General features: G+C 43.3%; 21 protein-coding genes. 7 read left to right on the forward strand and 14 right to left on the reverse strand.

Annotation, left to right across the window (positions count from 1 at the left end):
• Positions 1-8: 8 nt before the first annotated feature.
• Both M8998_RS00425 and M8998_RS00430 read left to right on the forward strand, forming a co-directional pair.
• Positions 9-428 carry a (R)-mandelonitrile lyase gene (locus M8998_RS00425; RefSeq protein WP_249990010.1) on the forward strand — a complete coding sequence of 140 codons (420 nt, stop codon included), beginning with the start codon at positions 9-11 and terminating at the stop codon, positions 426-428.
• The gene (locus tag M8998_RS00430) at positions 425-1,480 is read left to right on the forward strand and encodes an alpha/beta hydrolase (RefSeq protein ID WP_249990011.1); all 1,056 of its coding nucleotides are present in this window, start codon (positions 425-427) and stop codon (positions 1,478-1,480) included. The genes M8998_RS00425 and M8998_RS00430 overlap by 4 nt, the downstream gene beginning before the upstream one ends.
• A gap of 94 nt (positions 1,481-1,574) precedes the next feature.
• Here the strand turns inward: M8998_RS00430 and M8998_RS00435 are convergent, their stop codons facing one another.
• Together M8998_RS00435 and M8998_RS00440 are read right to left on the reverse strand one after the other, a co-directional pair.
• The gene (locus M8998_RS00435; RefSeq protein ID WP_249990012.1) at positions 1,575-2,663 is read right to left on the reverse strand and encodes an agmatine deiminase family protein; all 1,089 of its coding nucleotides are present in this window, start codon (positions 2,661-2,663) and stop codon (positions 1,575-1,577) included.
• Positions 2,664-2,724: 61 nt separating this feature from the next.
• Complete coding sequence (locus tag M8998_RS00440) at positions 2,725-3,600, reverse strand: carbon-nitrogen hydrolase (RefSeq protein ID WP_249990013.1); 876 nt, start codon at positions 3,598-3,600, stop codon at positions 2,725-2,727.
• Positions 3,601-3,806: 206 nt separating this feature from the next.
• Between M8998_RS00440 and M8998_RS00445 the strand changes: the two genes are divergently transcribed.
• Positions 3,807-4,379, forward strand: a complete 573-nt coding sequence (locus M8998_RS00445; RefSeq protein ID WP_249990014.1) for a DUF3267 domain-containing protein — start codon at positions 3,807-3,809, stop codon at positions 4,377-4,379.
• 552 nt (positions 4,380-4,931) lie between these two features.
• On the forward strand, positions 4,932-5,594 hold the full coding sequence (locus M8998_RS00450) for a sterol desaturase family protein (protein WP_249990015.1): 663 nt from the start codon (positions 4,932-4,934) through the stop codon (positions 5,592-5,594).
• Positions 5,595-5,611: 17 nt separating this feature from the next.
• Here the strand turns inward: M8998_RS00450 and M8998_RS00455 are convergent, their stop codons facing one another.
• The 8 genes from M8998_RS00455 to M8998_RS00490 form a co-directional block, all read right to left on the reverse strand.
• Positions 5,612-6,733: a metallophosphoesterase gene (locus M8998_RS00455; RefSeq protein ID WP_249990016.1), complete on the reverse strand. Its 1,122-nt coding sequence runs from the start codon at positions 6,731-6,733 to the stop codon at positions 5,612-5,614.
• Between the two features lie 72 nt (positions 6,734-6,805).
• Complete coding sequence (locus M8998_RS00460) at positions 6,806-7,258, reverse strand: DUF4843 domain-containing protein (protein WP_249990017.1); 453 nt, start codon at positions 7,256-7,258, stop codon at positions 6,806-6,808.
• Between the two features lie 12 nt (positions 7,259-7,270).
• Positions 7,271-8,686, reverse strand: a complete 1,416-nt coding sequence (locus tag M8998_RS00465) for a RagB/SusD family nutrient uptake outer membrane protein (protein WP_249990018.1) — start codon at positions 8,684-8,686, stop codon at positions 7,271-7,273.
• Between the two features lie 18 nt (positions 8,687-8,704).
• Positions 8,705-12,073 (reverse strand): TonB-dependent receptor, encoded by a 3,369-nt coding sequence (locus M8998_RS00470; RefSeq protein WP_249990019.1) that lies wholly within the window; start codon positions 12,071-12,073, stop codon positions 8,705-8,707.
• 130 nt (positions 12,074-12,203) lie between these two features.
• Positions 12,204-13,370, reverse strand: coding sequence for a FecR family protein (locus M8998_RS00475; protein WP_249990020.1), 1,167 nt, complete (start codon positions 13,368-13,370; stop codon positions 12,204-12,206).
• Positions 13,371-13,427: 57 nt separating this feature from the next.
• Positions 13,428-13,991, reverse strand: a complete 564-nt coding sequence (locus tag M8998_RS00480) for a sigma-70 family RNA polymerase sigma factor (protein ID WP_249990021.1) — start codon at positions 13,989-13,991, stop codon at positions 13,428-13,430.
• Positions 13,992-14,183: 192 nt separating this feature from the next.
• Entirely contained in the window at positions 14,184-15,269 is a 1,086-nt protein-coding gene (locus M8998_RS00485; RefSeq protein WP_249990022.1) for an MBL fold metallo-hydrolase, read from the reverse strand.
• A 42-nt stretch (positions 15,270-15,311) separates the two neighbouring features.
• A complete protein-coding gene (locus M8998_RS00490) occupies positions 15,312-16,703 on the reverse strand; it encodes an arginine decarboxylase (protein ID WP_249990023.1) in 1,392 nt (463 codons plus the stop codon).
• A gap of 106 nt (positions 16,704-16,809) precedes the next feature.
• Between M8998_RS00490 and argS the strand changes: the two genes are divergently transcribed.
• From argS to M8998_RS00505, 3 genes are read left to right on the forward strand one after another with little or no spacing between them, the layout of a single operon-like run.
• Positions 16,810-18,597: an arginine--tRNA ligase gene (argS, locus tag M8998_RS00495; RefSeq protein ID WP_249990024.1), complete on the forward strand. Its 1,788-nt coding sequence runs from the start codon at positions 16,810-16,812 to the stop codon at positions 18,595-18,597.
• A gap of 10 nt (positions 18,598-18,607) precedes the next feature.
• Positions 18,608-19,690 carry a Gfo/Idh/MocA family oxidoreductase gene (locus M8998_RS00500; protein ID WP_249990025.1) on the forward strand — a complete coding sequence of 361 codons (1,083 nt, stop codon included), beginning with the start codon at positions 18,608-18,610 and terminating at the stop codon, positions 19,688-19,690.
• On the forward strand, positions 19,680-20,873 hold the full coding sequence (locus M8998_RS00505) for a BaiN/RdsA family NAD(P)/FAD-dependent oxidoreductase (RefSeq protein ID WP_249992411.1): 1,194 nt from the start codon (positions 19,680-19,682) through the stop codon (positions 20,871-20,873). Before M8998_RS00500 ends, M8998_RS00505 begins: the two co-directional genes overlap by 11 nt.
• 86 nt (positions 20,874-20,959) lie before the next feature.
• Here the strand turns inward: M8998_RS00505 and rodA are convergent, their stop codons facing one another.
• The 4 genes from rodA to mreC all read right to left on the reverse strand — a co-directional run bounded on the left by rodA (position 20,960) and on the right by mreC (position 25,622).
• Positions 20,960-22,237 (reverse strand): rod shape-determining protein RodA, encoded by a 1,278-nt coding sequence (gene rodA, locus M8998_RS00510; RefSeq protein WP_249990026.1) that lies wholly within the window; start codon positions 22,235-22,237, stop codon positions 20,960-20,962.
• Between the two features lie 69 nt (positions 22,238-22,306).
• A complete protein-coding gene (gene mrdA, locus M8998_RS00515) occupies positions 22,307-24,250 on the reverse strand; it encodes a penicillin-binding protein 2 (protein ID WP_249990027.1) in 1,944 nt (647 codons plus the stop codon).
• 21 nt (positions 24,251-24,271) lie between these two features.
• Positions 24,272-24,796 carry a rod shape-determining protein MreD gene (locus M8998_RS00520; protein WP_249990028.1) on the reverse strand — a complete coding sequence of 175 codons (525 nt, stop codon included), beginning with the start codon at positions 24,794-24,796 and terminating at the stop codon, positions 24,272-24,274.
• On the reverse strand, positions 24,789-25,622 hold the full coding sequence (gene mreC, locus M8998_RS00525; protein WP_249990029.1) for a rod shape-determining protein MreC: 834 nt from the start codon (positions 25,620-25,622) through the stop codon (positions 24,789-24,791). The genes M8998_RS00520 and mreC overlap by 8 nt, the downstream gene beginning before the upstream one ends.
• Positions 25,623-25,669 lie beyond the last annotated feature (47 nt).

The following is a 25,669-nucleotide window of genomic DNA, read 5'->3' on the forward strand; positions in this document are numbered from 1 at the left end:
ACGATACAATGAAACAAGAAAGCACAACAGCACTTTTTCCGGAAGGAAATAAACTCTCTGCCGATTGGTTTACCGGAGAAGCCTTTCTATTTCCGCTAATAACGCAGGATAAGAACAATGAATTTTCTGCTGGAAGCGTCACTTTTAAAATCGGAGCACGAACAAATTGGCACACACATCCGAAGGGTCAAGTATTGATCGTGACAGAGGGGACTGGTTTTTACCAAGAAAAGGGAAAGCAAGCACAAATTATTAAAAGAGGAGATGTGGTGAATATCTCTGAGAACGTAGTGCATTGGCACGGCGCGTCGGCCACCACGGCCATGACACATATTGCCATCACCAATTTTCTGCAAGACGTGCAGGTAACGTGGTTGCAGCGCGTGACCGATGAAGAATTTAACCACGTAAATAACAACCTGAAATGAGAAAACTAATGATCATAACCGCTGCTTTACTGTCATTTGGTTCGGTAGCAGCACAGACAAAACAGACCTTAAAACACACTGCTGAAATGAATACAATAGAAGAAGATCACTATACCTTCGCGTTGAGCGATCAGGTTACTCGAGAAAAAATCAGTTTCAAAAATCGTTATGGCATCACATTAAGTGGTGATTTATATTTACCCAAAAATGCGGGAAACGTTAAGTTGGCGGCGTTGGCCATTAGTGGGCCTTTTGGAGCGGTGAAACAGCAATCTTCCGGTCTATATGCCAATGAGATGGCAGCAAGAGGTTTTGCGGTTGTCGCATTCGATCCATCTTACACGGGTGAAAGCGGTGGTGAACCTAGAAATTTGGCTTCGCCCGAAATCAATACAGAAGATTTTAGTGCTGCGGTAGATTACCTCGGATTACAGTCTTTTGTAGACCGAGATAAAATCGGAATTATAGGTATTTGTGGTTTTGGTGGAATGGGGCTAAATGCGGTGGCTGTCGATAAGCGTGTAAAGGCTGTGGCAACCACGAGCATGTATGACATGACCAGAGTCATGTCGAAAGGTTATAATGACTCCATGACGCTCGAGCAACGTACGAAAATGCTAGTAGACTTGGGTGTGCAACGCTGGGACGATGCTGCCAATGGAAAGCCAGCGGAAGGATCTCGTAATCTGCCTGAAAAATTAATAGGGGATGAACCACAGTTCGTTGTTGATTATTTCAACTATTACCGTACACCTAGAGGATTTCATCCAGGATCAGTCAATTCAAATGGCGCATGGCTCGTGACCAACCCAATTTCGTTTATGAACATGCCATTGTTATCATATGTCAAAGAAATCTCTCCTCGACCTATTCTAATTATAGCGGGTGCAAATGCACATTCGCGCTATTTTAGCGAAGATATTTATAACATGGCGGCAGAGCCAAAAGAGCTTGTCATTATTCCAGATGCAGTACATGTTGATTTGTACGACAAGATTGAAGTGATACCTTTTGACAAACTAGACTTGTTTTTTAAGGAGAATCTGAAATAATTACGCGCTTTGCATCAGGTTTATGGGTTTTGTATTGAAAAGGGTAACAAATATTAGTTTGTTACCCTTTTCAATACAATTTTATTTGAATTTACTATACTACTTTGGCAGCAGGTTCTTGCTGGCTCAAGCAGTGGAAACTGCCCAATCCCCAGATCAGATCTACTGAGTCAATACCAACCACTTCCCGTTCCGGGAAATAACGGCGGATGATTGCTAGCGCCTTCTCGTCATTTTCATCTTGGAAGGTAGGGACAACGACAACATTATTCCCGATGTAAAAATTAGCATAGGATGCTGGAAGGCGTTGATCTTCATAGATCAAGGGCTTTGGCATCGGTAATTCCACAATATTCAATGGTCTACCATCAGGCAGGCGCATAGCGCGCAGCGCTTGTAGATTCTCTTGTAATAAACTGTAGTTCTCATCGCTTGGATTATCTTCCACTACCGTGAGCACCGTATCCTCATTAACAAAACGGGTAATATCATCGATATGACCATCGGTGTCATCACCCACAATACCATCGCCCAACCACAATACTTGCTTCTGTCCATAAAATTCCAGCAAATAACGTTCTATTTGCTCTTTGGTGAGATGCGGATTGCGGTTTTCGTTAAGCAAACAAGCGGTGGTAGTTAGTACTGTACCTGCTCCGTTAAATTCTACTGAACCTCCTTCCATCACAATGGATGGAGTAAACAGGCGGTGACCAAAGCGATTCGCTATTCGTGTCGGGATCACATCATCCAGGTCGAAAGGAGGATATTTGCCACCCCAAGCATTGTATCCCCAATCAACAACGGCTTTCTCACCCGTTTCTCGATGAATAACAAATGCGGGGCCATGATCGCGGCACCAAGCATCGTTGGTGGCATGAAAGAAGAATTCGATTTCTTCGGTTGGCACCCCAGCTACCTCTAAATGCTTCAGCGCAAAATCGCGCATATCCTCGTTTTCTACATTGATCCGGACTTTTTGATGCGCACTTACCGCTTTTATAAAAGCGCAATAGGGAGCATAGATTTGATCAATCTTACCTGGCCAAGAAGCTTCTTTGTGCGGCCAACTTAGCCAAAGTGCATCTTGCGGTTCCCATTCGGCAGGGAAAGTGAAGCCCAAATCTTTAGGCGTCGTTAAGAAATCTTGTTTCCAGTTCGTGTCAGAATCGTGCGATGTCATGCTATATAGAATGCTGGGCAAGCAGGAAGCTTCCCGATAAAAAACTCGTTAAAATGTACTATTAATCCTCGTCGATAAATCTTTTGGTGATCTGGCTATATGAGTCGATACGACGATCACGTAAGAATGGCCAATGCTTCCTGAAATAATCTGTTTCTTGCAGATTCACTTCTACCACCTCTACTTCTTCTTGATCATGAGAGGCTAGGTATAGTAAGCGTCCTTGAGCATTAGTCACAAAGCTTCCTCCCCAAAATTTCATGGCGCCATCTTGCTCGTAACCTACACGGTTTACAGAAATAACGGGTACACCATTTGCAACTGCATGGGAGCGTTGAATAGTTTGCCACGCATTGTATTGGTCCTTGTTTGTTTCCTCGTCCTGATCGGTCGCCCAGCCAATCGCAGTAGGGTAGAACAGCATCTCGGCACCCATCAACGCGGTAATACGCGATGCTTCTGGGTACCATTGATCCCAACAGATCAAGATTCCGATCTTTCCAAACTTGGTAGGAAAGATTTTGTAGCCCAAATCGCCAGGGGTAAAATAGAATTTTTCATAAAATGCAGGATCATCCGGGATGTGCATTTTGCGGTATTTGCCTAAGTAAGAGCCATCTGCATCTAAAACAGCAGTAGTGTTATGATACAAGCCTTGTGTTCGCTTTTCAAAAAGCGAAGCAATAATCACCACACCCAATTCTGCTGCTATTGCCGATAAAGCATCTGTCGATGGACCAGGTATGGATTCTGCTAAGTCAAAATTGTCATAATCCTCTACGTCACAAAAATATAAGGACGTAAATAGTTCCTGAAGGCACACAATCTGTGCACCCTTGGCCGCTGCTTCGCGTACTTTAGTAATTGCTTTTTCTAAGTTCTCCTGCTTGTCGCGTACACACGACATCTGAACCAAGCCAACCTGTACTTTACTCATAGTTTCTTCTCTACTTTTTCCAGATGCAAAGATATCTATTTTCTACAGTGTGTATGTGATCTAAACCGTAAAATTATCATCAGGATGAACATCAACTAGTAATGTGATGAAGATGTGCATCGGCGAATTGCTGTATTATTGCGTATATTAGTACACATCTTTTTACCGACTTGCCGTAGAGAGGGCAGGTGATCAAATGAATTAAATTGCTATCACATCACAAAGAAGAGCATATCATTGACGTAGCGGAAGCCAGTCGCTTAGGTTGTTCGATGACGATTCCTGTGTTGTTGATTTATGTATTTCCTTATTTCATAATTTGGAAAGATTCTCTATCCAGCGCGTTTTTTGTAGATGGTTATCTAGATATTTTGCACCCGATGCTATATCCTGTGATCGGAGTTGCGATCTTGATTCTAGGCATCCTCCTCCATGAGCTCCTGCATGGTCTGCCTTGGTCTTTCTTTGCTAAAAATGGCTGGTCATCTATCCGTTTTGGTATACTTCGACCTCATTTTGTACCCTATTGCCACTGTACTGAACCGCTGCGCATTATTCATTATGTTATTGGCGCATTAACCCCACTCGTAACATTGGGATTTGCGCCAGTGATTTATGCTTGGTTTACCGGAAATTGGTTATGCCTATTATTTGGTACTTTCTTCACCTTATCGGCAATTGGAGACATCATGATTGTCTATACGATGCGCAAATTGAAACCTGATACATGGGTATTAGATCATCCTTCCGAACCAGGTTTTTTTATTTATAGATATTAACGACGTATTCTTTGAGTTTGATTTAAAGCATACTACACTTTATTTGCGTTCTTACTTGGTGAAGCTGGCTACCAGTGCCCTCATTATCAACAAGCATCCTATCGGTAACGTTTCGGAAATAGCCTGTGAACTTGCATATAACAAGCATAGTTTATTTTGCGAAGGACAATGAAAATAAATTTGGAATAAACCCCAACTTCCTGCTGGTAGGGGATAAATTGTGCACTCCGATTACTGTTTTTCAATAAAATTTGTCTTATTTCCCTGTAATATTGGCTTATTCTGGGCGTCATCAGGCGGCTACGGGACGTAATTTTGTGTCAAACATTAAAATAAACAATTTCATTTAAAGTTTAACATGCACGTTTATGAAAACAATGAAAGAAAGACATTAGATCTCTCCCATTATTGAGATTCACTATCTAGTCATAGTTTTTTGACTATTGTAAGTTTTCGGTCAAATGTTAAGTTTACTAATACAGATATTACGGTTTGGTGTTTACTTTTGTAGCACACGGTGATTTTAAAACACAATCAACTTTCATCTTCTTAATGGCTAAAAAGCATTATATCTCGAATTCGGGCGAGTCAGTTCGCATGTTTAAGAACAATTTTCTAAACTCCCTCACGAAAGTACATTACGCTGTACCTTTGGTATTCTGGATTCCTGTTATCCTATATTTCCTTTGGAGAGCATATGCGCAGGGTGGCATAGGTGCCGGATCTACCGCATTATACTTTGCCTATGGTTTAGCCTTTTGGACCCTGGCAGAATACGTGCTGCACCGCTGGGTATTTCACTACGAGCCTCCAGGCAAGTTAGGCAAACGTCTTCATTTTATCTTTCATGGTGTACACCACGATTATCCAAGAGATAGGATGCGGTTGGTGATGCCACTATCTGCCAGTATACCGATGGCAGCTGTGATCTACTTGCTGTTTAGTCTATTCTTTTCTACCTTTTACTTGGCAGGATTTTTTGCAGGTTTTCTTTTTGGATATTTAATCTACGATGAATGTCATTATGCGATTCATCATGCGAATTTCAAATCGGGTTTTCTGAAAAAAATTAAAGACCACCACATGCTGCATCACTATTCTGATCCGGATAAAGGATTTGGTGTAAGTTCCTACTTTTGGGATCGAATTTTTGGCACCATGATTCCAAAAAAAGATAAAGCGAGCTCGCCTGTGACCAAACAAAACGAGGGCTAAGAATCAACTAATAAATCTTATAGGGCAATTCGTTGGCCATTGTGGAGACCTCTGAATAACATGCCTTTCGAATAAATGAGTACTTCACCTGTTTTTCCATTTTTGATACTGGAATCGATCACCATCACTTGACCCCCAAATAATGGCGTAATCTGTCTTTGAGAGGTATGGCCAATGACCATATGCTTTGCATTCCAGAATTGAAGGATTTGCGTAATATCTGCTTGCTGTAGCATGTCGTCCTTGAAATAACCCCGATACCATAGCGGACCGTCTGTAGTAGCCAATAATTTCAATATAGGATTTGTTCGATAATCGACTTTTTGCTGCGTAAAGATGCTATCTCTGAATAAACGGTTAATCTGAGCGGGATCCAGATTTTCTTTTACGATCTCTGGCGAAATGCCCGCATGTACAAACCAGATGTCGTTGATTTTAATCGTGATCGGCTGTTGCCTTATCCATCGACCAAAAAAAGCATCCTTTCCAAACTGCTCTTGATACGATTTTCCCAGAATATCCGCAATTACGTCGTATTTCTTGTGTACATAACGAAGATCATTATCTAGCACCATAAGCTCGTGGTTACCCATCAAATAATGTACTTTGCCACCTGCTGAAGTCGCTTGGCGTTGGAGCTTGTAGGTGAGCCAGAGCGCATCTGTTACGCCGGTTCCGCGATCAAAGATATCCCCGTTAACCACCAAATGCCCATCACCAAAAATCCAGTTCAGCGCTGAATCGATAACCTGATGTTGCTGAAGCAATGCTACAAATAGGGGGTATTGCCCGTGGATATCACTGATGGCCACTAACTCATTGACATCGGTATAATGATATGGATTTGCCAAAGAAGTAGTGTTTGTATAGTGTTGATCCAATGCATCTATTAATGGTAAATCGAATCGGTTAGCGATTAGCTTTACTTCCTCGCGGAAATTGGTAGAATGTGCGTTTGAGAGTTGCTTTAGCGTACCATTCTCTACCCAACTGATGACCGTGTCATGGGTATCAAAGAATAGGTGAGGTGGTTCTTGAATACTGTCTTTCGCTATTGATGTCAACTCTTCCGTTTTTGGTGTTTGCGCATGGGCAACGGAAAAGGCAATAAGTGAAAGTAAGAAGGAATATTTGATCATTTGAAGGTTGGTATAAAAGTAAAGGTATTATCAACCGAGAGCGTTAATAATACCTTTACGTAATGCATGGATTTAGTTTCTAATACGAATGCCTACTGTTTTGTAGTTTCCACTCGTTTTGATTTGATCGTTTGCCTGTAGTTCTACAACCAGCACCACATCTGTTCGTGGAGCTAAAGCAGGTACAACATAAGTTAGCGCACTAATTGGCGTGCCAGCAGGAAACTGGATCTGTCCATCTTGTCCCAGTTGATAGTGCTGACCTTCGATAGCGGTGGTCTCGCCAGCGACTACGGTTGCTTTGATCGTTTGCGCCACGTCTGACACGCCACCCAGCAGATTCACCTGTAGGCTGTGCTCGCCAGGGCGTGCAGTGATGATGGGGTAGGTTTTTCCTACCGCATTGCTCACGACAACGGCATCTTGAAATTCTACCATTAAGTCTTTAAAGATGAGGTTTTCTTCGTAGTCTTTGAAGCAAGACGTTAAGAGAATACACATCAATATGATTATACTATTTTTCATGTTTAGGCTAGTTTAATATCCGAAATTCTGTTCCAGATTAATGTTGATTTCTATCTCTCGTACTGGAATTCTACTTAATACTCGAAGGTCTTGAAATGCAATGGTTTCTGATTCCTTTACAATCGGTAATCCCAATCTTTTTAAATCGAAGAAACGATGTCCTTCAAAAGCAAATTCCAGTCTGCGCTGTTGCAATATTTCGGCTTTCAATGCATCTCCCTGAAGATTTACAGCCGCCAAATTTGCGCGAGTACGGATTTTATTTAATTCCGTATTTGCGGCTGCGGTTTGATTTAAAGCGGCGTGTGCTTCCGCGCGGTTGAGTACTACTTCGGCATAGCGTATCACCGGAACGTTGTCCAAATTGGGTACCCCATTCTTACTAGCAAATTTATTGATTTCAAAAAAGGAACGGTTTACCGTACCCAATCCATTCTGTATAAAAGCACGGCGTCCGTCATTTGCACTAAACTGAGCAATTAAATCTTCGCTCATGACCACATTTCCATGTGACGCTACTGCTGTAGAGCCAACGGTAGTTCGGGTCATGTAAGTAGCGCGTAATGATTCGTTGCTGCCAATATTATCGGCAGAAGCGAACGGAATTTCGAAGAACGATTCTGGATGACGCTCTGAGCGCCATGATGCTTCTAACTGTGCCGCATTCGGAAAGTTCGCTACGCCGCTACTCATAGCTTTTTCTGATTCTGAAATTACACGCGCATAATCTCCATTGTACAAAGCAACACGGGAGAATAAAGCGGCAACAGCACCTTTACTAGCGAAGAAGGGTGCTCTGCTATTGTTGGATGCAGGAATTAAGTCATATGCTTCTTCGAGATCACGGTATATATAGGCATATACCTCCTCAATACTGGACCGTCCACTAAAAACAATCTGCTCTACTGCAATAGAACCATTCTCCATGATCGGTACACCGCCGCGGTTTTGTGCTTGCACAATGGCCGTTGGATCGTAGGCATAGGCGCGCATCAGGTTGTGGTAATACAAGGCGCGTAGAAATAAATTCTGCCCACGGATACCATCCTTATACGCCTGGTCTGTATCAAACTCTTCTAAAGCTTCGAGTACCAAATTGATTTGGTTGATCCCGTAATAAGAGTGTTGCCAATTGCTTAGGTGCGATCCAATTTGATTGTTCCACTCTCGCACCAGTCGGTTTCCCGCCAAGGTATTAATGGTGTTATCGGCTAATACATCAGGCAATGCAATCAGGTCACGCCCATATAAACTCACTTCTCTTAATCGGGCGTAGGCCGCATTTGTCGCTGCCGTAATGGATTCTTGGCTGGTCAGCGCGTCAGAGGCATCGATAGCGTGACGTGGAGTAATCTCCAACATCTTTTCACATCCGCTAAATAGTACAGTAGACCATACTATGGCGGTGATATATAATATTCTTCTCATTGTCGTTATCCTTTGTTATTAAAAACCAACTTGTACACCTAGCGTATAGACCTTTGTTTGAGGGATGATACCCTGCGTAGAGGAATAGTCGCCAAATCCGATCATTAACTCCGGGTCATAACCGGTCCATTTGGTAAACGTTGCTAGATTCTCTCCTTGTGCGTACACTTTCAAGTTGGTCATGCGAAGGCGCTGCGCGATGGTGTTCGGTAATTGATAAGATAGCGTAACATTCTTCAAGCGGATGAAAGAAGCGTCTTCCAAGAAACGACTACTCGTAGTTGCATGCGAGATGCTGCCCACTTCCGTGTTGGCATCGAATGGACGCGGTACACTGGTTACCTGACCAGGAGTGGTCCAACGGTTCAGGAATATACGCTCCAAGGTATTACGGTTGTCGCCACCATTTAAGAACCAACGGCTATGCATGCCGGCGTTGCTTAATTCTCTTCCGTAGTCGTAATGGAAAAACGCGCTCATGGATAAGCCTTTGTAACTGAATGTATTGGTAAATCCGCCAAAGAAATCACTCATCTGGTTACCAAAAATTTTCAGGTCGGTCGGGCTGCTTGGCGTGTAAGTCACTTCTCCGTTGGCGTCAAACCACATCGGGCGACCTGTTGCGGAGTTGACACCCGCATATTCCAACGTCACATTCGTACGTAGTGAATGACCGACGCGTACCGATTGATCACCTGGCAATACTTGATCATCACCCAACAATTGTAATACTCTGTTGCGCAAGAAAGTAATGTTGAAGTTGGTTGTCCAGGTAAAATGACCTGATTTTACATTCGTCGTGCGTAATTCAAATTCTACTCCTTCATTTTTCACGCGGCCAATATTACTGGTCACATTTGAAAATCCACTTAAGTAGGGTAGTGGTCTGTCTAACAATAGATCACTGCTGACCCGTCTGAATACTTCCATAGAACCCGATATGCGATTGTTAAAAAAGCCGTAATCCAAACCAATATTAGAGGTAAGATTTCTTTCCCATTTTAGATCTGTATTCGCCAATCCGGAGGGCCGAAGACCAGGCTCCTGATTGTAATTGGCGGAGCTGGAACTACTATATAGTGCTCTGGCATCAAAATTACCGATGGCATCATTACCAGTTTCACCGTAACCGGCGCGTAATTTCAACTGGTTAATCCACGCTTGGTCTTCTAGGAAAGATTCTTCGGTGATGTTCCATCCTGCCGAAATTCCGGGGAACCATCCAAAAAGGTTGTTTGCACCGAATCGCGATGAGCCATCATATCGTAAAACACCGCTTAACAAGTACTTCTTCTGGAAATCGTAGTTGACTTGTGTAAATACGCCAACGCGCTTAAATCCAGTCCAACTGCCCGATGCACTACCAATTACAGCAGCTGACTGCAACGAGCGGAACTGGTGCGTGGTAAAACCACTTGCTGAGATGGAATTCATCTCCCGGCTGTCACTACGATATTCAAAACCAAGTAATGCAGATAGGTTGTGCTGGTCATTCCAGCTGGTATTGTACTGCAAGGTCTGATTGGTGATGAAGTTGCGGTTTTGACGACTTCCTATGCTGAGTGTACCTTGAGCCGCAAATCCACTTCTGGTGCGTGGGTCTACGTAGCGTTCGTCATCTATCAACCGAAAATCTAGACCATAGAAAGATTTAAAGGATAGGTTTTCTGCAATCTTGTAGGTCGCGCTGATATTCGATACCAAGGCTTTGGTACGACTTTGCAAGGTGCCTAATAAGCTTTCCTGAATTGGATTACGGTTTGCCGATCCCGGGAAACCTTCTATTGGCGCGTTCATAGAGCCATCTGGGTTGTAGATCGGTATGAAAGGTAGCATAGTTGGAGCAGCATACTGAGGTGCTGCGTACGCGCCAGTAGAACCATTACTTCCTGAAGTACCGTTTTGTACGATGCTACTTAAGTTGGTATTTAAATCGAAAGAAAGACGTTTTGAAATCTCGTGTCTCAAATTGATTTTTGCGGTCGCGCGTTCGAAGTCGATCGCCACGACATTACCGTCTGTTTTATTATACGAACCGGATACGAAGAACTGTGTTTTGTCGTTTCCACCACTAGCAGACACATCTACATTGTTGGTGCTACCCGTACGGAAAGCCGCTTCTTGCCAGTTGTAGGTAGCCATTGCAGCAATATCCTCATCAGTAAGATCTGCTGGTAAACCTACCGCAGTCAGGATATCTCCACGATTACGTTCCAGCGTTCGTGTAGGGTATCGGTTGTTTCTGGCTTCAAAGCGGGAAGTGAAATACTGTTGGGTAGACATCATCGCTACCTCCGGCATAGGAGTGGTAATACCATTGTAGTAATTGAGGCCTATTTTTGTTTTACCTGCTTTACCGCGTTTTGTGGTAATCAATACCACACCATTTGCCGCTTGTGCTCCATAAATAGAAGCCGCAGCACCATCTTTTAATACTTCGATACTTTCTACATCGTTGTTGTTCAAGAAAGCCAATGGATTGCTGGCCGTTTGTCCAGAGCTGGTCGACATATTCAGCTGTACACCATCTACGATAATCAAAGGCTCATTTCCAGCAGTAATGGATCCCATACCACGGATGTTGATGTTTACCGGACCGCCGGGTACACCGTTAGCGGCCATGATATTTACCCCAGATAACTGACCCTGCATGGCACGGTCGATACTTTGGACGGGTACATTTTCTAGCACATCACCTTTTATAGAAGACATGGCTCCTGTGATAGAGCGCTTTTCTTGCTTCATGTATCCGGTAATCACGACATCCTCCATTTCATTGATCGCCGGTTCTAGTATTACTTCGATTTCTCGTGCTGTATTGACAACCACCGTTTTGGTGATGTAGCCCATCATGGCAATAGAGATATTATCTCCACGTTTTACCGAAAGGGTAAAGGTACCGTCTATTCCGGTGCCTACCGCCTGCGTATTACTGCGTACGCTAGCGCCAGTTACGGTAGCAGTACCGTCTTCCGTCCGGATGTACACGGTTCCGCGAAGGGTAAATGTTTCTTGTTGGCTTGCGGTAGCTTGTGCTCCACGTGGCAAAGCCAGTGCTTTTTCTTTTAGAATGATGCTCTTCCCCGATAGGGTGTAGGTAAGAGGCTGATTTTTTAGACATAAATCCAAAACCTCGGCCAATGGCCTATTCAGAACCTCTATATTGATAGGGTTCGACTTTTCTAGCAATTCATTGGTATAGATAAAACTATACGATGTTTGTTTGCGAATATCCGAGAATACATCTTTCAGCTTGGCGTCCTTTTTGCTTAAAGTAACGCGTTGGGCGAAGGTGTTGGTCGCATAGGTGCCAATAGCGCAAGTAAGCAGTAGGGCAACGACTAAATTTAAGCGCATAAGGATACCTTTGGCTTTTAATAATTTCATATATTTGATTAGGGTTAGAAAACTACGATTTTCACGATTAGATAGCTGTCAGCCCTTATTTTCGACAGGGCATTGCTGCAACAATGTCCTGTTTAATTCTCAAGGGTAACATATTTGTTTGCACATGTGGTTACGGCATAACGGTTACCCTCCTTCCTTCTACCTTAAAATGTATCTTTTCTGTCATTTCCAAAAGATCTAAGAGCTCTTGCAAATTTTCGAATCTGGAAATTTCTCCGCCAAATTTTTCTTTAGGAATAGTGCCTGAATAGATAACCTCTATATCATACCATTTGGCAATCTTTTTCATGATATCTTGGATCTGGATATCGTCGAAGTAGAAATATCCATCCTTCCAATCTGAAAAGGAGCGGGTATCTACTTCTTGTATCAGGATATCACCCAATCCGGAGGATGATACCCTAGCTTGCTGTCCGGGGCGCAATACGCGTGTGCTTCCTTCAGCGCTGATCTGTACCTTTCCAGCTATTAATGTAGTCTCTATTTGTGCATTTTCTTGGTATGCATTGATGTTGAATTGGGTGCCTAGCACTTGCACGCTATGCCCAGGCAATTCGACGGTGAAATGCGCTAATGTCTTGTCGGTTTGAGGCAGCTTCTTTACATCAAAATAGCCTTCGCCTTCTAATTTTACTTTTCTATCGGCTAAGAAGTTAAGCGGATAGCTTAATTTGGATGCTGCATTCAGCCATATGGTGGACCCATCTGGTAATTTTACGGTATATTGTCCACCTTTCGGAGTCGTAATTGTGTGCCAACCTTGCTTATCGTGGTCCGACCCCGTATATTCATACACTGGTCTTCCTTCAGAATCCTCATACACGCGCATGTATCCGTTAGAGGTATCTACACCGGTTGCCAGATCTGATAATGGTACGATGGAACCATCTTCTAAAGTTAAGATCGCTTTGTCAGTACCCGGAGCGATTAAGCTATTTACTTGCTCATCTGGTTTCGAAAATTGGGAGATTATCATCATGGCAGCAGCGAGGCATGCGGCACTCCATGCAGCTACTTTAAACCAGTTGCGTTTTGGTTTTCGAACAAATTTTTCCTGGGAGAGGATGTCTAAAATTTGTGTGAGTTGTGTTTCTGTTTCATAAGCGGCTAATTGATCCAAGGCTTCCTTTTCTGATTGGATGTCTTTCAGCTTGTGGTATAAAGTGGTATTTTTTGGAATCGACAACCAGTCCGTTAACTCCCGTTTTTCGTGTGCGTCCAACACACCTGTGCGCTCTTTGCGGAGTAATTCAATAATTCGATACTTGGTAGTCATATATTCTATATACGGCCAGCCGAGCGAAACGTACCTGAAAAAATGAAGATTTTTTTATTAGCCCAAAAACCAGAGGATTAGGGAAGGTAGAGATACGTGTTTCAATAGGATCGAACGCAGTAATTTTAGGCCTTTCGACTTTTGGTTTTTCACCGTCTGCATGGATAAGTTGAGCTCTTGTGCGATTTCTTGATTTTTCAATCCTTCCACATAACTCATCTTCAATACGTTGTTGTACGGGGTAGGGAGATTGGATAATTCTCGAAAAATCACCGCCCAATATTCATTCTCTACGATGAGATCTTCTACCGTATCATCCTGCATAGGCATGGATCGGGCGTAGCCATCTTCTCTTAATTTACTATTCTTTTGCAAGTTCAATTCATCCATACAGGCATGGTATGCAGACTTGTATAGGTAATTTCGGCAATGTTCGTGACTGTCGAAAGAAAGCTCACGCTGCCACAGTTTTATGAAAAGGGAGTTGACGAGGTCTTTCTCATTTTCAGGGACAAATTTACTAGCGAAGAGACATAATGGAGCAAAGAAATCCCTGTATACAGACTTGAAGTGATCCACGTCTTGTAAGTAGATTTTATTGTCAATAGTTGGGTTCGTCATGTACTCTTCGTTAAAGAATGAGATCTTAAGGCAGAGAACTACAAACTTAACCAAAAGCAAAACTAAAAGCAAAAATCGACCATCGAATGATGTAACGAATACCTTGAGGTTTGGATTTAAGATAGTATCTCCGGTAGGTACGAAGGTACAGGGGTTATGTTAAACACAAGTTAAACACATGCTAAGCAATTGCTAAAGGTTTTCCCACCAAGGGGCGAAAGATTGATTTTGGTTTAGGTAGACTACTTCGCCGATTTGCGGTGTTGCCGCTTCCACACCCTTGTTTTTCGCGTATTTAGTCACTTCTCTCAAGGGCTCATCCCAATCGTGTATAGACAACACAAACTTGGCGGAGTGTACCGGAATTAATTTTTGGGCACGTAAATCCTGGCTTGCTTGCACTACCTCGTCGGGTAGCATATGGATGTATCGCCAGGAAGTATTGTATTGTCCGTTTTCTAGGATTGCCCAGTCAAACGGTCCCAATGCTGCCCCAATTTTCTTAAAATGACTACCATATCCGCTGTCGCCACCGAGGTAGATATTAAGATTACTGGATCGCACCGCGAAGGAAGACCACAGGCTGGTATTACGCGTTAGCCAGCGTCCTGAAAAATGACGGGCGGTACAACTGGTAAAATGCAAACCTTCAATATCTGCTGTTTCTCCCCAATACAATTCGGTGATTTTAGTAGCCGGATATCCCCAGCCTTCAAAATGTGCGCCGACACCGAGTCCAGTCAATACACGTTTCATTTTTGGTTCCAACGCGCGTATGGTGGCATAGTCTAGATGATCCCAGTGGTCATGACTGATGATCAATAGGTCAATTTCTGGCATCTCATTTACCCCAAAGGTATTCGTACCTAAGAATGCTTTGATGTTGTTCACGGGTGAAGCACTTCCGCTAAAAACTGGATCTACCAGTATACGTTTTCCGTCTAACTGTAGGTAATAGGAAGAGTGCCCAAACCACACCAGCAAATTACTGTCAAGCGGAAGTGATTTCAAGTTGGTTTGCACATGAGGCAATTCCGATAGCGGTTGTTTGTTTGGGTTTTTGGTGAAAAGCCACTTACGCATCACGGTCAACATTGTTTCTCCCTCTGCTAAGCTTGGCGTGTGCTCCAGATTGTCAAACACACCATCTTTAAAATTGGGGGCCGCCTCCATGCGCTGCAAGCGCTCTCCCTTGGCATAATAGCCAATCTTATCTTGTTTGCTGAATAGGTATACAGCAAGGGCTAGTAATGCCAATAGAACAATGAGTATCCACATAAAGCGTTTCAAAGCTAGTGTACTGTTTAAAGGGAAAAGATCCTATTGATAACCTAATAACTTCATCACTTGCTTGGAATTTTGCTCTTCGCCGAATACCTCATAGTTGAATGTTTCGTCTCGATTTCTACGAATAAGCACGTGCTTAGGCGAAGGCAACAGGCAGTGGTGAATACCACCATATCCACTTAACACCTCCTGGTAAGCGCCGGTGTGGAAAAATCCGAGATATTGTACCTTGCGGGTTTTCGGCATAAACACCGAGTTCATGTGTGCTTCTTGGTTGTAATAATCTTGACCATCACAAGTAATGCCGCCTAGATTGACGCGTTCGTACTCCGAATCCCAGTTATTGATCGGCAATAAGATATATTTTTGGTTCAATGCCCATACATCTGGTAGGTTGGTGATGAATGAACCATCTAACATCAACCATTTCTCCCGATCATTTTGTTGTTTGCGGCCTAGCACTTTATATAAAATACCAGAAGCTTCTGCCACAGTATATTTTCCGAATTCGGTAATGATGTCCGGTTCCAATACTTCGTGGTGTGCACAGATTTGTTTGATTCGGTTGACGATCTCGTTGACCATGTATTCGAAATCGAAATCATGTACCAATGAATCTTTAAAAGGCATACCGCCACCAATATCTAAGGTATCCAGATCTGGATTGATTTTTTTGAATTTACAGTATAAGGTCACATATTTCTCCAACTCATTCCAATAATAAGGCGTGTCTGAGATGCCCGAGTTGATGAAGAAATGTAATAACTTCACCTTGAAATGTGGGTTCTCCGCAATTTTGGAGTTGTAGAAGTCAATGACATCTTCCATACGAATACCTAGGCGAGAGGTATAAAACTGTGAGTCGGGTTGCTCTTCTGCTGCAATCCGAATACCCAGGCTACACGGTGCATCCAATTCCACTTCATCATCGTACATATTGAACTCTTCTTTATTGTCCAATACTGGGATGATGTTTCTATAACCATCGTGAAGCATGTCTACGATGTATTGTTTGTATTGAAATGTTTTGAAACCGTTGCAGATCACCGTAATGTCTTTCGTAACGGCACCCTGACGCTCCAGCGCATCAATCATCGGCATATCAAAAGCAGAAGATGTCTCTAAATGAATATCATTCTTCAACGCTTCTTCGACAATATGTTTAAAGTGGGAAGATTTTGTACAGTAGCAGTACATATAAGAACCGCGGTAATTATGCTTTAAGATGGCTGTTTGAAAAAGTATTTTCGCCTGCTGTATCTTTTTGCTAATGATGGGAAGATAGGTAAAACGTAGGGGAGTACCATACGTCTCAATCATCTCCATCAGGTTAAGGTCGTGGAAGTATAATTCGTCATCGATGATGTCGAATCCGTCTTGCGGGAAGCCGACACTTAAGTCAAGAAATTCCTGATAGCTCTGCATTTTTTGTTATTTTTGGCAAAGATATGCTTTCGTAATGAATACCTATTACAAACACCGTAATTTTTCACCCTCATTATCAGAAGCTTTATAACATTCTTACATTTATATGGCGGATTCATCCATTCAACAATTACTCATAGAAGAAACGGTTAAAGCCGTTAAAACGTGCTATCAAGCCGATATTGCCGCAAGCCAAATTAGTCTACAAGAAACTCGTAAGGAGTTCGAAGGGCAGTTTACGATTGTGGTTTTCCCCGTTACCCGCTTTTCTAAAAAATCTCCGGAACAAACCGGTCAGGAGATCGGCGAGTTGCTACAGGATGCCATTGAAGAAGTAGTATCTTTCAATGTGATCAAAGGATTTCTGAACATTGTCTTATCCGATGATTATTGGATCAATTTGTTGAATAACACGATTTCTACGCCAGAATTTGGTGTTTTCCAGCCAACGGGCAAGCGTATTATGGTGGAATATTCGTCGCCTAATACCAATAAACCGCTGCATTTGGGGCATATCCGCAACAATTTGTTGGGTTTTTCGGTAGCAGAAATCTGGAAAGCATATGGTTATGATGTTATCAAATCCAACCTGATTAACGACCGCGGTATACATATTTGTAAGTCTATGCTGGCGTGGCAGAAATTTGGCAATGGCGAAACACCGGAGACAGCTGGCTTGAAGGGAGATCATCTGGTGGGTAAATATTATGTAGCCTTTGATAAAGCCTATAAATCAGAAATTGAAGGTTTAAAGGCCGAAGGACAATCGGAAGAAGAGGCTAAACGCAATGCACCATTGATCAAGGAAGCGCAGCATATGCTCCAGCAATGGGAAGCAGGCGATGCTGACGTGATCCAATTGTGGAAAACGATGAACGAATGGGTATATGCTGGTTTTGCAGTAACCTATAATTCGTTAGGTGTAGCCTTTGATAAGTTCTACTATGAGTCGGATACGTATTTGCTGGGTAAAGACATCATTCAAGAAGGATTAAGCAAAAACGTTTTTTTCAAAAAAGAAGACGGCTCTGTATGGATTGATCTGACTGCCGATGGCTTGGATGAAAAGTTGGTGTTACGTGGAGATGGCACTTCCGTGTATATTACCCAGGATCTGGGCACAGCGCAATTGAAATACGACGAATTTGGTATGGAAGAGTCCATTTACGTGGTGGGCAATGAGCAAGATTACCATTTCAAAGTATTGTTCCTAATTCTAAAGAAATTGGGTAAAGCGTGGGCAGATGGTCTTTTCCACCTGTCTTACGGCATGGTAGACCTACCGTCGGGTAAGATGAAATCTAGGGAAGGAACTGTCGTAGATGCCGATGATTTGATGGCAGAAATGGTCGAAACGGCGCAATCGCGTACGGAAGAATTGGGTAAGACAGAAGGATTTTCGGAGGAAGATAAGCAGGAGCTATACCGAACTATCGGAATGGGCGCTTTGAAATATTTCTTATTGAAGGTAGATCCCAAAAAACGCCTGTTGTTTGATCCGAACGAGTCTGTAGATTTTCAGGGACATACCGGTCCTTTTATACAATATACCTATGCAAGGATCAACTCCATTTTGCGCAAAGGGGAGTATTCGGCAGGTGCCAAATTATACGATATCGCTACGATTAGTCTGTTTGAGCGGGATCTGATACAGGCATTGGGCAATTATCCCTCGGTGATAGCAATAGCAGCGCAGGAATTTAGTCCCGCGCACGTGGCTAACTACACCTACGAATTGGCGAAATTGTACAATAAATTCTATCATGAAGTTAGCGTATTGAAAACAGAAGATGTTGCAGTAAAGGGTTTTCGTTTGCGTTTATCTGCGGCTACAGCCGATACGATTGCGCGTAGCATGCAGTTATTAGGTATTCAGGTTCCAGAACGCATGTAACTACAATTAGATGTATAAAGTTGGTTTAATAGGTTTTTCAATAGGTGGTCAGGTTTTTCATGCACCTTTTATCGCAGGACATCCCGAACTGCAACTCTATAAAGTTACCGCGCGTAAAAAGGAGCATCAAGAGCTGCTGAGAGCGCGGTATCCGCAAGCTATCGCTGTGGGATCCGCGATAGACATCTTTGACGATCCAGAAATTGATATTGTGGTTATTGCCACTTCTAATGATGTGCATTATGATTTTGCAAAGGCAGCTTTGCTTGCCGGCAAACACGTCGTGGTGGAGAAACCATTTACCAACACCACAGAACAGGCTGATGAGTTGATCTCTATAGCTGCGCAAAAGAATCTGTTGCTCACAGTTCATCACAATGCGCGGTTCCATTCTGACTACAAAACTGTTCGTAAGCTCGTGGAAGAACATGCTGTAGGTCGGCTAACGAATTATGAAGCGCGATACGATCGCTTTCGTAATTACCTTCGTGAAGGTGCGTGGCGCGAACAAAATCTGCCGGGATCTGGCATTCATTATGATCTGGGCGCACATCTTATCGATCAAGCTTTGCAACTTTTTGGTGCGCCGACCTCGGTTTTTGCGGACCTTCGCGTACAACGGGATGGAGCAGAGGCGGTAGACGATTTTGAGATTATTCTTTCTTATCCCGCATTAAAAGTATCCCTCAAGGGTCAGATGTTGGCCAAGTTGCCCACGCCTCGCTATGCACTTTACGGAACCGCAGGTTGCTTTATAAAGCCCGGAACAGATCCGCAAGAAGAGATGCTCCGAAGTGGAAGTTTACCACATTTGCATGCCGATTGGGGAGTAGAGCAAGAGAGCACTTACGGTACGTTGGCGGTCGAAGATCCCGTAAAAGGGGATAACATCCGAAAAATTAGGAGTGAACGGGGATCTGGACAAGATTTTTATGCCAATGTAGTCGATGTGCTGCAAGGTAAAGGTGTATTGATCGTTCGGCCCGAACAAGCGAGAGATGTGATCCGCATATTAGCGCTTTGCGAGCAATCCTGGAATGAAAAATCAGTCATCTCTCTAGCTGGAGAACTCATTGCGTATGATGGAATTTGATGCCGTAATTATTGGTGCTGGCGCTTGCGGTTTAATGTGTGCAGCGCAAGCCGGACTATTGGGCAAGCGCGTCTTGGTCGTGGAGCGTAATAGCAAGCCGGGAGCAAAGATTCTGATCTCGGGTGGAGGGCGTTGCAATTACACCAACCTGCATACGTCGATCGATAATTTCGTGACCGAAAATTCGGACTTCCTTCACTCCGCTTTTAATCAATGGACGGTAGACGACACTATTTCGTTCTTCGAAGGATACGGATCCATTCAGGGAGCAGAGAAAACGTTAGGTCAATTATTCCCAACCTCCAATAAAGCTAAAGATATTGTGGATGTTTTTCTTCGACTAATGAATCAGACAAAGCAAGTGCTTTGGTTAGATAGTTTAGTAAAGGGAGTGAAGCAGGTTTCGCCCGGTTTTGAGATTACGATAGAACGACAAGGCGCTGTGCAACAAATTACCACGAAGAAGGTCGTGATGGCTTCTGGTGGCTTGCCCGTACAGAAGCTAGGTGCGTCTGATTTTGCACTACGTGTGGCACGCGATCTTGGACATCGGATCGTGCGGACAGCTCCTGCGCTGGTACCGCTGACGATTACGGGTAAAGATGCAGCCTGGTACGCGGCCTTATCGGGCAACTCTCTATTTGCCCGGGTATGGAATGAGCGTATCTCTTTTGAAGAAAATATTCTATTTACCCATTGGGGATTGAGCGGACCGGCTATTTTGCAGATATCGACCTACTGGCAAGCGGGCGAAACATTTTCGATCGATCTGCTACCTAGGCATCGCTTAGATCAGCTCATCAAAGAAGAGCGTCAACAAGGCGGTAAACGCACTGTTGCACAACTCTTACAAGATCATTTTTCCAAAAAGCTAGTGGAGGCCATGGGAGAGATGTTGCCGCTAACGCTGAAGATTGCTTCCTTGAGCAAAGCAGATGCACAACGTATTTTTGATATCATTCATCGCTTTCCCGTGAAGCCGGCTGGTGACAAAGGGTATGATAAAGCAGAAGTGATGTCTGGAGGTGTGGCTACCGACGAAATCAATGCCAAGACAATGGAATCCAACTTGGTAAAAGGACTTTATTTCGGTGGCGAAGCGGTGGATATTACCGGTTGGCTCGGTGGCTACAATTTTCAGTGGGCCTGGGCATCTGGCTACGCCATTGCCCAAGCGATCTAAGTTTCCTAATTCCTGATAAATATCAGAAAGTACATGGTGGACAGATGCTATCATTTTAATCAAGCAGGCTGAAGCCAACTCACTTTTTAATTCATATTCGACAAACCTTTACGGGAAGAATCGAACTTTAATAATATGAAAAGTAAAATGGTGAAAGACCATAGGGAAGATCCACCATAGCTGATAAAGGGTAAAGGGATACCAATAACGGGCACGATACCGATCGTCATTCCGATGTTAATAAAGAAGTGGAAGAAGATGATGGATACGACACCGTATCCATAAATACGACCAAAGGCCGATCGCTGTCGTTCCGCAATATTGATGAGACGCATCAATAAGGCCAAATACACGCTGATGAGCACAACGCAGCCTACAAATCCCCATTCTTCACCAACTGTACAAAAGATAAAATCGGTACTTTGTTCTGGTACGAAATTGTACTTTGTTTGTGTGCCCTGTAGATAACCCTTTCCAAATAACTGGCCAGAGCCGATGGCAATCTTCGATTGGTTCAAGTTATAACCTTGCCCGCGGGGGTCATCAATTTTCCCTAAAATAATGTCGATCCGGTTTCGCTGGTGCGTCTGTAAGATATGATCGTAAGCGAAATCTACACACAGAATATAGACCGAAGAGGAGAGAAATAGTATCGCGATATTGATCAGGTTTTTTCGCTTCCTGCGTAGCAGATACATAAATAGTCCTGCTGTAGCCGCCAATACACCAATTAACAGCCATTGATTGAAGAGTAGTGCTAATAGAAATAAAACGATAGCCAAGCCACCGATTACTAAAACCTGTGTACCTACATAACCTTCCCGATAGAATACGAAAATGAGTGCAAAAAAGGCTAATGCCGACCCAGTATCGGGTTGCAACATGACCAGCATTACAGGAAAAAGAACGATCACCGCTCCAAAAAACAAAGTTTTAAGGTTTGGATTTTTAGTAATCTGGTTACTGAGATAAAAGGCTAAAAGGAGGCAGGTCGCCAGCTTACCAAATTCTGAGGGCTGTAGCCGGAAGCTTCCTAAAGGAATCCAGGCCTGATTACCCCCCACATTTCGACCGACGATTAAAACGGCAATGAGCAGTAAGCTCACAATAAAATACACAAAAGGAGCCGATGAAATAAAAAAGTTGGCATCAATAATCAGAATACTGAATCCAATAATAAGTGCCGTGCCAATAAAGATAGATTGTTTGCCATAATTGGTGTTCAGATTAAATAGGCTAGCTTGGTCTGGATCGTAAACTGCTGCGTGTATATTAAACCAACCTATTAGACAAAGCATAAACCACAGGCAGACCGTCCACCAGTCCACCTGTCCCAAAAAGCTCTTTTTCTGTAAACTATTCATATATGTTTATGATCTGTCTATTAACAACTATATAGCTCATGCGTGTATGCTGCCAGGCACTCGCGTTTATCATGACCTGCGCGGTCTTTGACTGTGATGTACTAATAACGCCGACTGCTCTGGCTTTTTTTTCTGGATATTGTCCCCTTTATTCAAAGCTGTATTTATAGGTTCCACCGTCTTCTTTGGCTTAGGTCTCAAATCACCATTATAAATCCGGTCTTGCAAGTATTTTGGTAATGAGATGGTGTCTCGCAAATAAGACTCTACCAGCATACTGGCAATCGGAGCTGCCCAAGTACCGCCATATCCAGCATTTTCTACGAACACTGCAATAGCAATTTTAGGGTTTTCTCTTGGGGCGAAGGCAAAGAATACGGCGTGATTTTCACCATGGGGATTCTGTACGGTTCCGGTCTTTCCGCACATCTCGATACCAGGAATGGCTACTGCGCGACCCGAACCGCCGCGGTTGACCACACGACTCATGCCCTCAATCACTGCTTCATAATATTTGGCATCTACACCAGCAGATATTTTCTCGGTAAACTCTGGTTTTACAATCTGCTCGTCGCCAATACCTTTGATTAGGTGAGGGCGGTAGTAAAAGCCCCTGTTAGCTACGATAGCTGTAATATTAGCCATCTGCAAAGGTGTTATACCTAATTCACCTTGTCCGATAGAAAGTGAAATATTAAATGAAGAACGCCATTTTGTGCTACCGTATATTTTGGTATAGTAGTCGGAAGTGGGTACAAGTCCTGGTTTTTCACCAGGAAGATCAATCCCCAAGGTATGTCCCAAACCAAATTTCATCAACGATTCCCGCCATAAGTCGTAAGCTTGCGGACCCGACATGCCTCGTCCATCGATCATTCTGGCAAATACATTGGCGTAATAAGGGTTACAAGAAGCTTCTATAGAACGCGCAAGATCAATCGTTCCATGCACACCAGTGCATCGCATGAATCCACGTCCGCCACCGTACCTATATCCACCACTACAATTAAAAGTTGTTTGCGCATTGATCATGCCCGCCTGTTGTGCTGTTAGTGCCGCTACAATTTTAAAAATGGAACCAGGAGGATAGGATGCCTGGATAGGCCGGATAAACATGGGTTTATTCTCGTTGTTTAGCAGATCCATATAATTATTCCCTAGATCACGTCCTACCATCAGGTTGGGGTCGTAGGTAGGACTACTTACCATTGTCAATATCTCTCCGCTGGAAGGCTCAATCGCCACAACAGAACCTAATTTGTTCTTCATCAGACGCTCCGCTAAAATTTGCAGGTCCTTATCTAAAGACGAAACCATACCATCCCCGGTCACGGCAAGGGTATCGTACTTGCCATCCATGAACGAACCCTGTGGGCGGTTAAGAGCATCTACCATTTGGTTTCTAATACCCCTTTTGCCACGTAGGAGATCTTCGTACGCGCGTTCTACACCGGTGGCACCGATATAATCTCCAGGCCGATAGAACCCTTCAGACCGTTCAATATCCCGTTGATTAACTTCTTGGATATACCCTAGAAATTGAGCAGCAATACTATCTGGGTAACTTCGTACGGTTCGGTTTTGTACATAGAAACCTCTGAATTTGTAGAGATGTTCTTGCAAACGAGCATAGGTGGTCGATGAAAGCTGCTTCTCGAACTGTGACGCCCGATAAGGAGAATGAGCTTTTGCCTTATCGATACGTTGAATATAACCCTCTTTGTCAATGCCGATCAATTCGCAAAGCAACAAAGTATCGATGTCTTTCGCTTCGCGAGGCGTTACTAATAAGTCGTAAATTGGTTCGTTTTGTACTAAAATTTTGCCATTTCGATCCAATATCGCTCCTCGAGCGGGGTAAACAATCACTTTGCGCAGCACATTGTTATTGGCCGATAAAATGTAGCTGTCGTCAATAATCTGGATATAAAATAGCCGAATTACGATCAGAATGGCGGTCGTAAGGAAAATACCCTGAATAATGTATTTGCGTGTAAAGAAGCTATTGTTCATATACGCGATGGCTTTATAGAATTATATACCTAATCTCGACTTCCGTTTATAAAAGAGAAGACTGATTAACATGATAACTGCAAAAGTACTCAAACTACTTAGTAAAATGCTCAAAGATGTCATCAAGAAGTTTTTGAAAGAAAACACCTCCATCACAAATAAGGTAAGGTGATGGATTAACGTACCAAAGAAAACATAAGATATGTACCATTTGGATCCCAATTCACCCCAAGATGGGCTGTCTGACGATTGTCTCACATCCATCTCTAATGTTATTCGTATAAACGCGATTCTAAACCAAGCCAGTGCAACGCAGGCAGCGGCATGGATGCCTAAGGAGTCGTAAAAGGCATCAATAGACAATCCGGTAGCAAAAGCCAATGCATACACAAAGAAATTGGACGACCTCAATGGCAGAAGCAGGATAATCAGGATGTAGGGGAAGAACGTAGCCAGATTGTAGTAGCCGATGTTTTTGAACAGGACGACCTGTATCGCAATTAGGGCAATGAAACGGATGATATTTTGGAAAATTACTCTAGCCATTATCTTCCCTTTCTGCCTCTAGCATTTGTTTTTCTTCTTCCAAGTTGTCTTTCACCACGTATACGTGATGTAGGTTGTAAAAGTTGGTGCTCAGCCGGACTCGTATATCCAGAAAACTCTCTCCTGAGGTAATGCCTGTTTCATCTACTTCACCTACCTTAATTCCTTTAGGAAATAAAGAGAACCCAGAGGTTCGGATCACCTGTCCTTTTTGGGCTTTGATGTGATTTGGAATATCTCGGAGCGTAGCCAATTTTGGGTCAATATTATTACCCCAAACCAAAGAGCCGAAGGCCTCTGTACTATCCAGCGTAACCGAAACGCGAGAATCTGGGTGTAATAAGGAGCGTACCGTGGCGAAATTCTTGGATACATGCAGTACGATGCCCACAACTCCATTAGACGTGATCACACCCATTCCTTTTTCGATACCAGCATTTGTTCCTTTGCTTAAGGTGAGGTAGTTGCTTTTTTGATTTATGCTGTTATTCACGACTTCGGCAACGATAAACTCGTAGCGACTTTCATCAATAGAATCTGCTAAAGGGATGGAGTCTACCGTATCGCGAACAATATAATTTTGTAACTTTTGTCTCAGTAGGGCATTCTCACGTGCCAGGTCTTCGTTGGTGGTACTCAGATCGAGATAGCTTTTCCAAGAATTCAGTCGATCATAAAATGAACCTACCACGACGTTGGAAGAGCTGACGAAAGAAGAGCGTTGGAAAGAATTGTGGCGAATCGCAAGGATAACGGCCGCTGTAAAAAAAAGCAAGAACCAGAAAAAGGCGTTGTAACGAATAAAGAAAAGCCAAAGGTTTTTCATCCTGTTTTTTTATTTTTCTGCTTTGCTCATGCGGGTTATCTATACGA

It is taken from the genome of Sphingobacterium sp. lm-10 (assembly GCF_023554555.1).
Classification (GTDB): domain Bacteria; phylum Bacteroidota; class Bacteroidia; order Sphingobacteriales; family Sphingobacteriaceae; genus Sphingobacterium.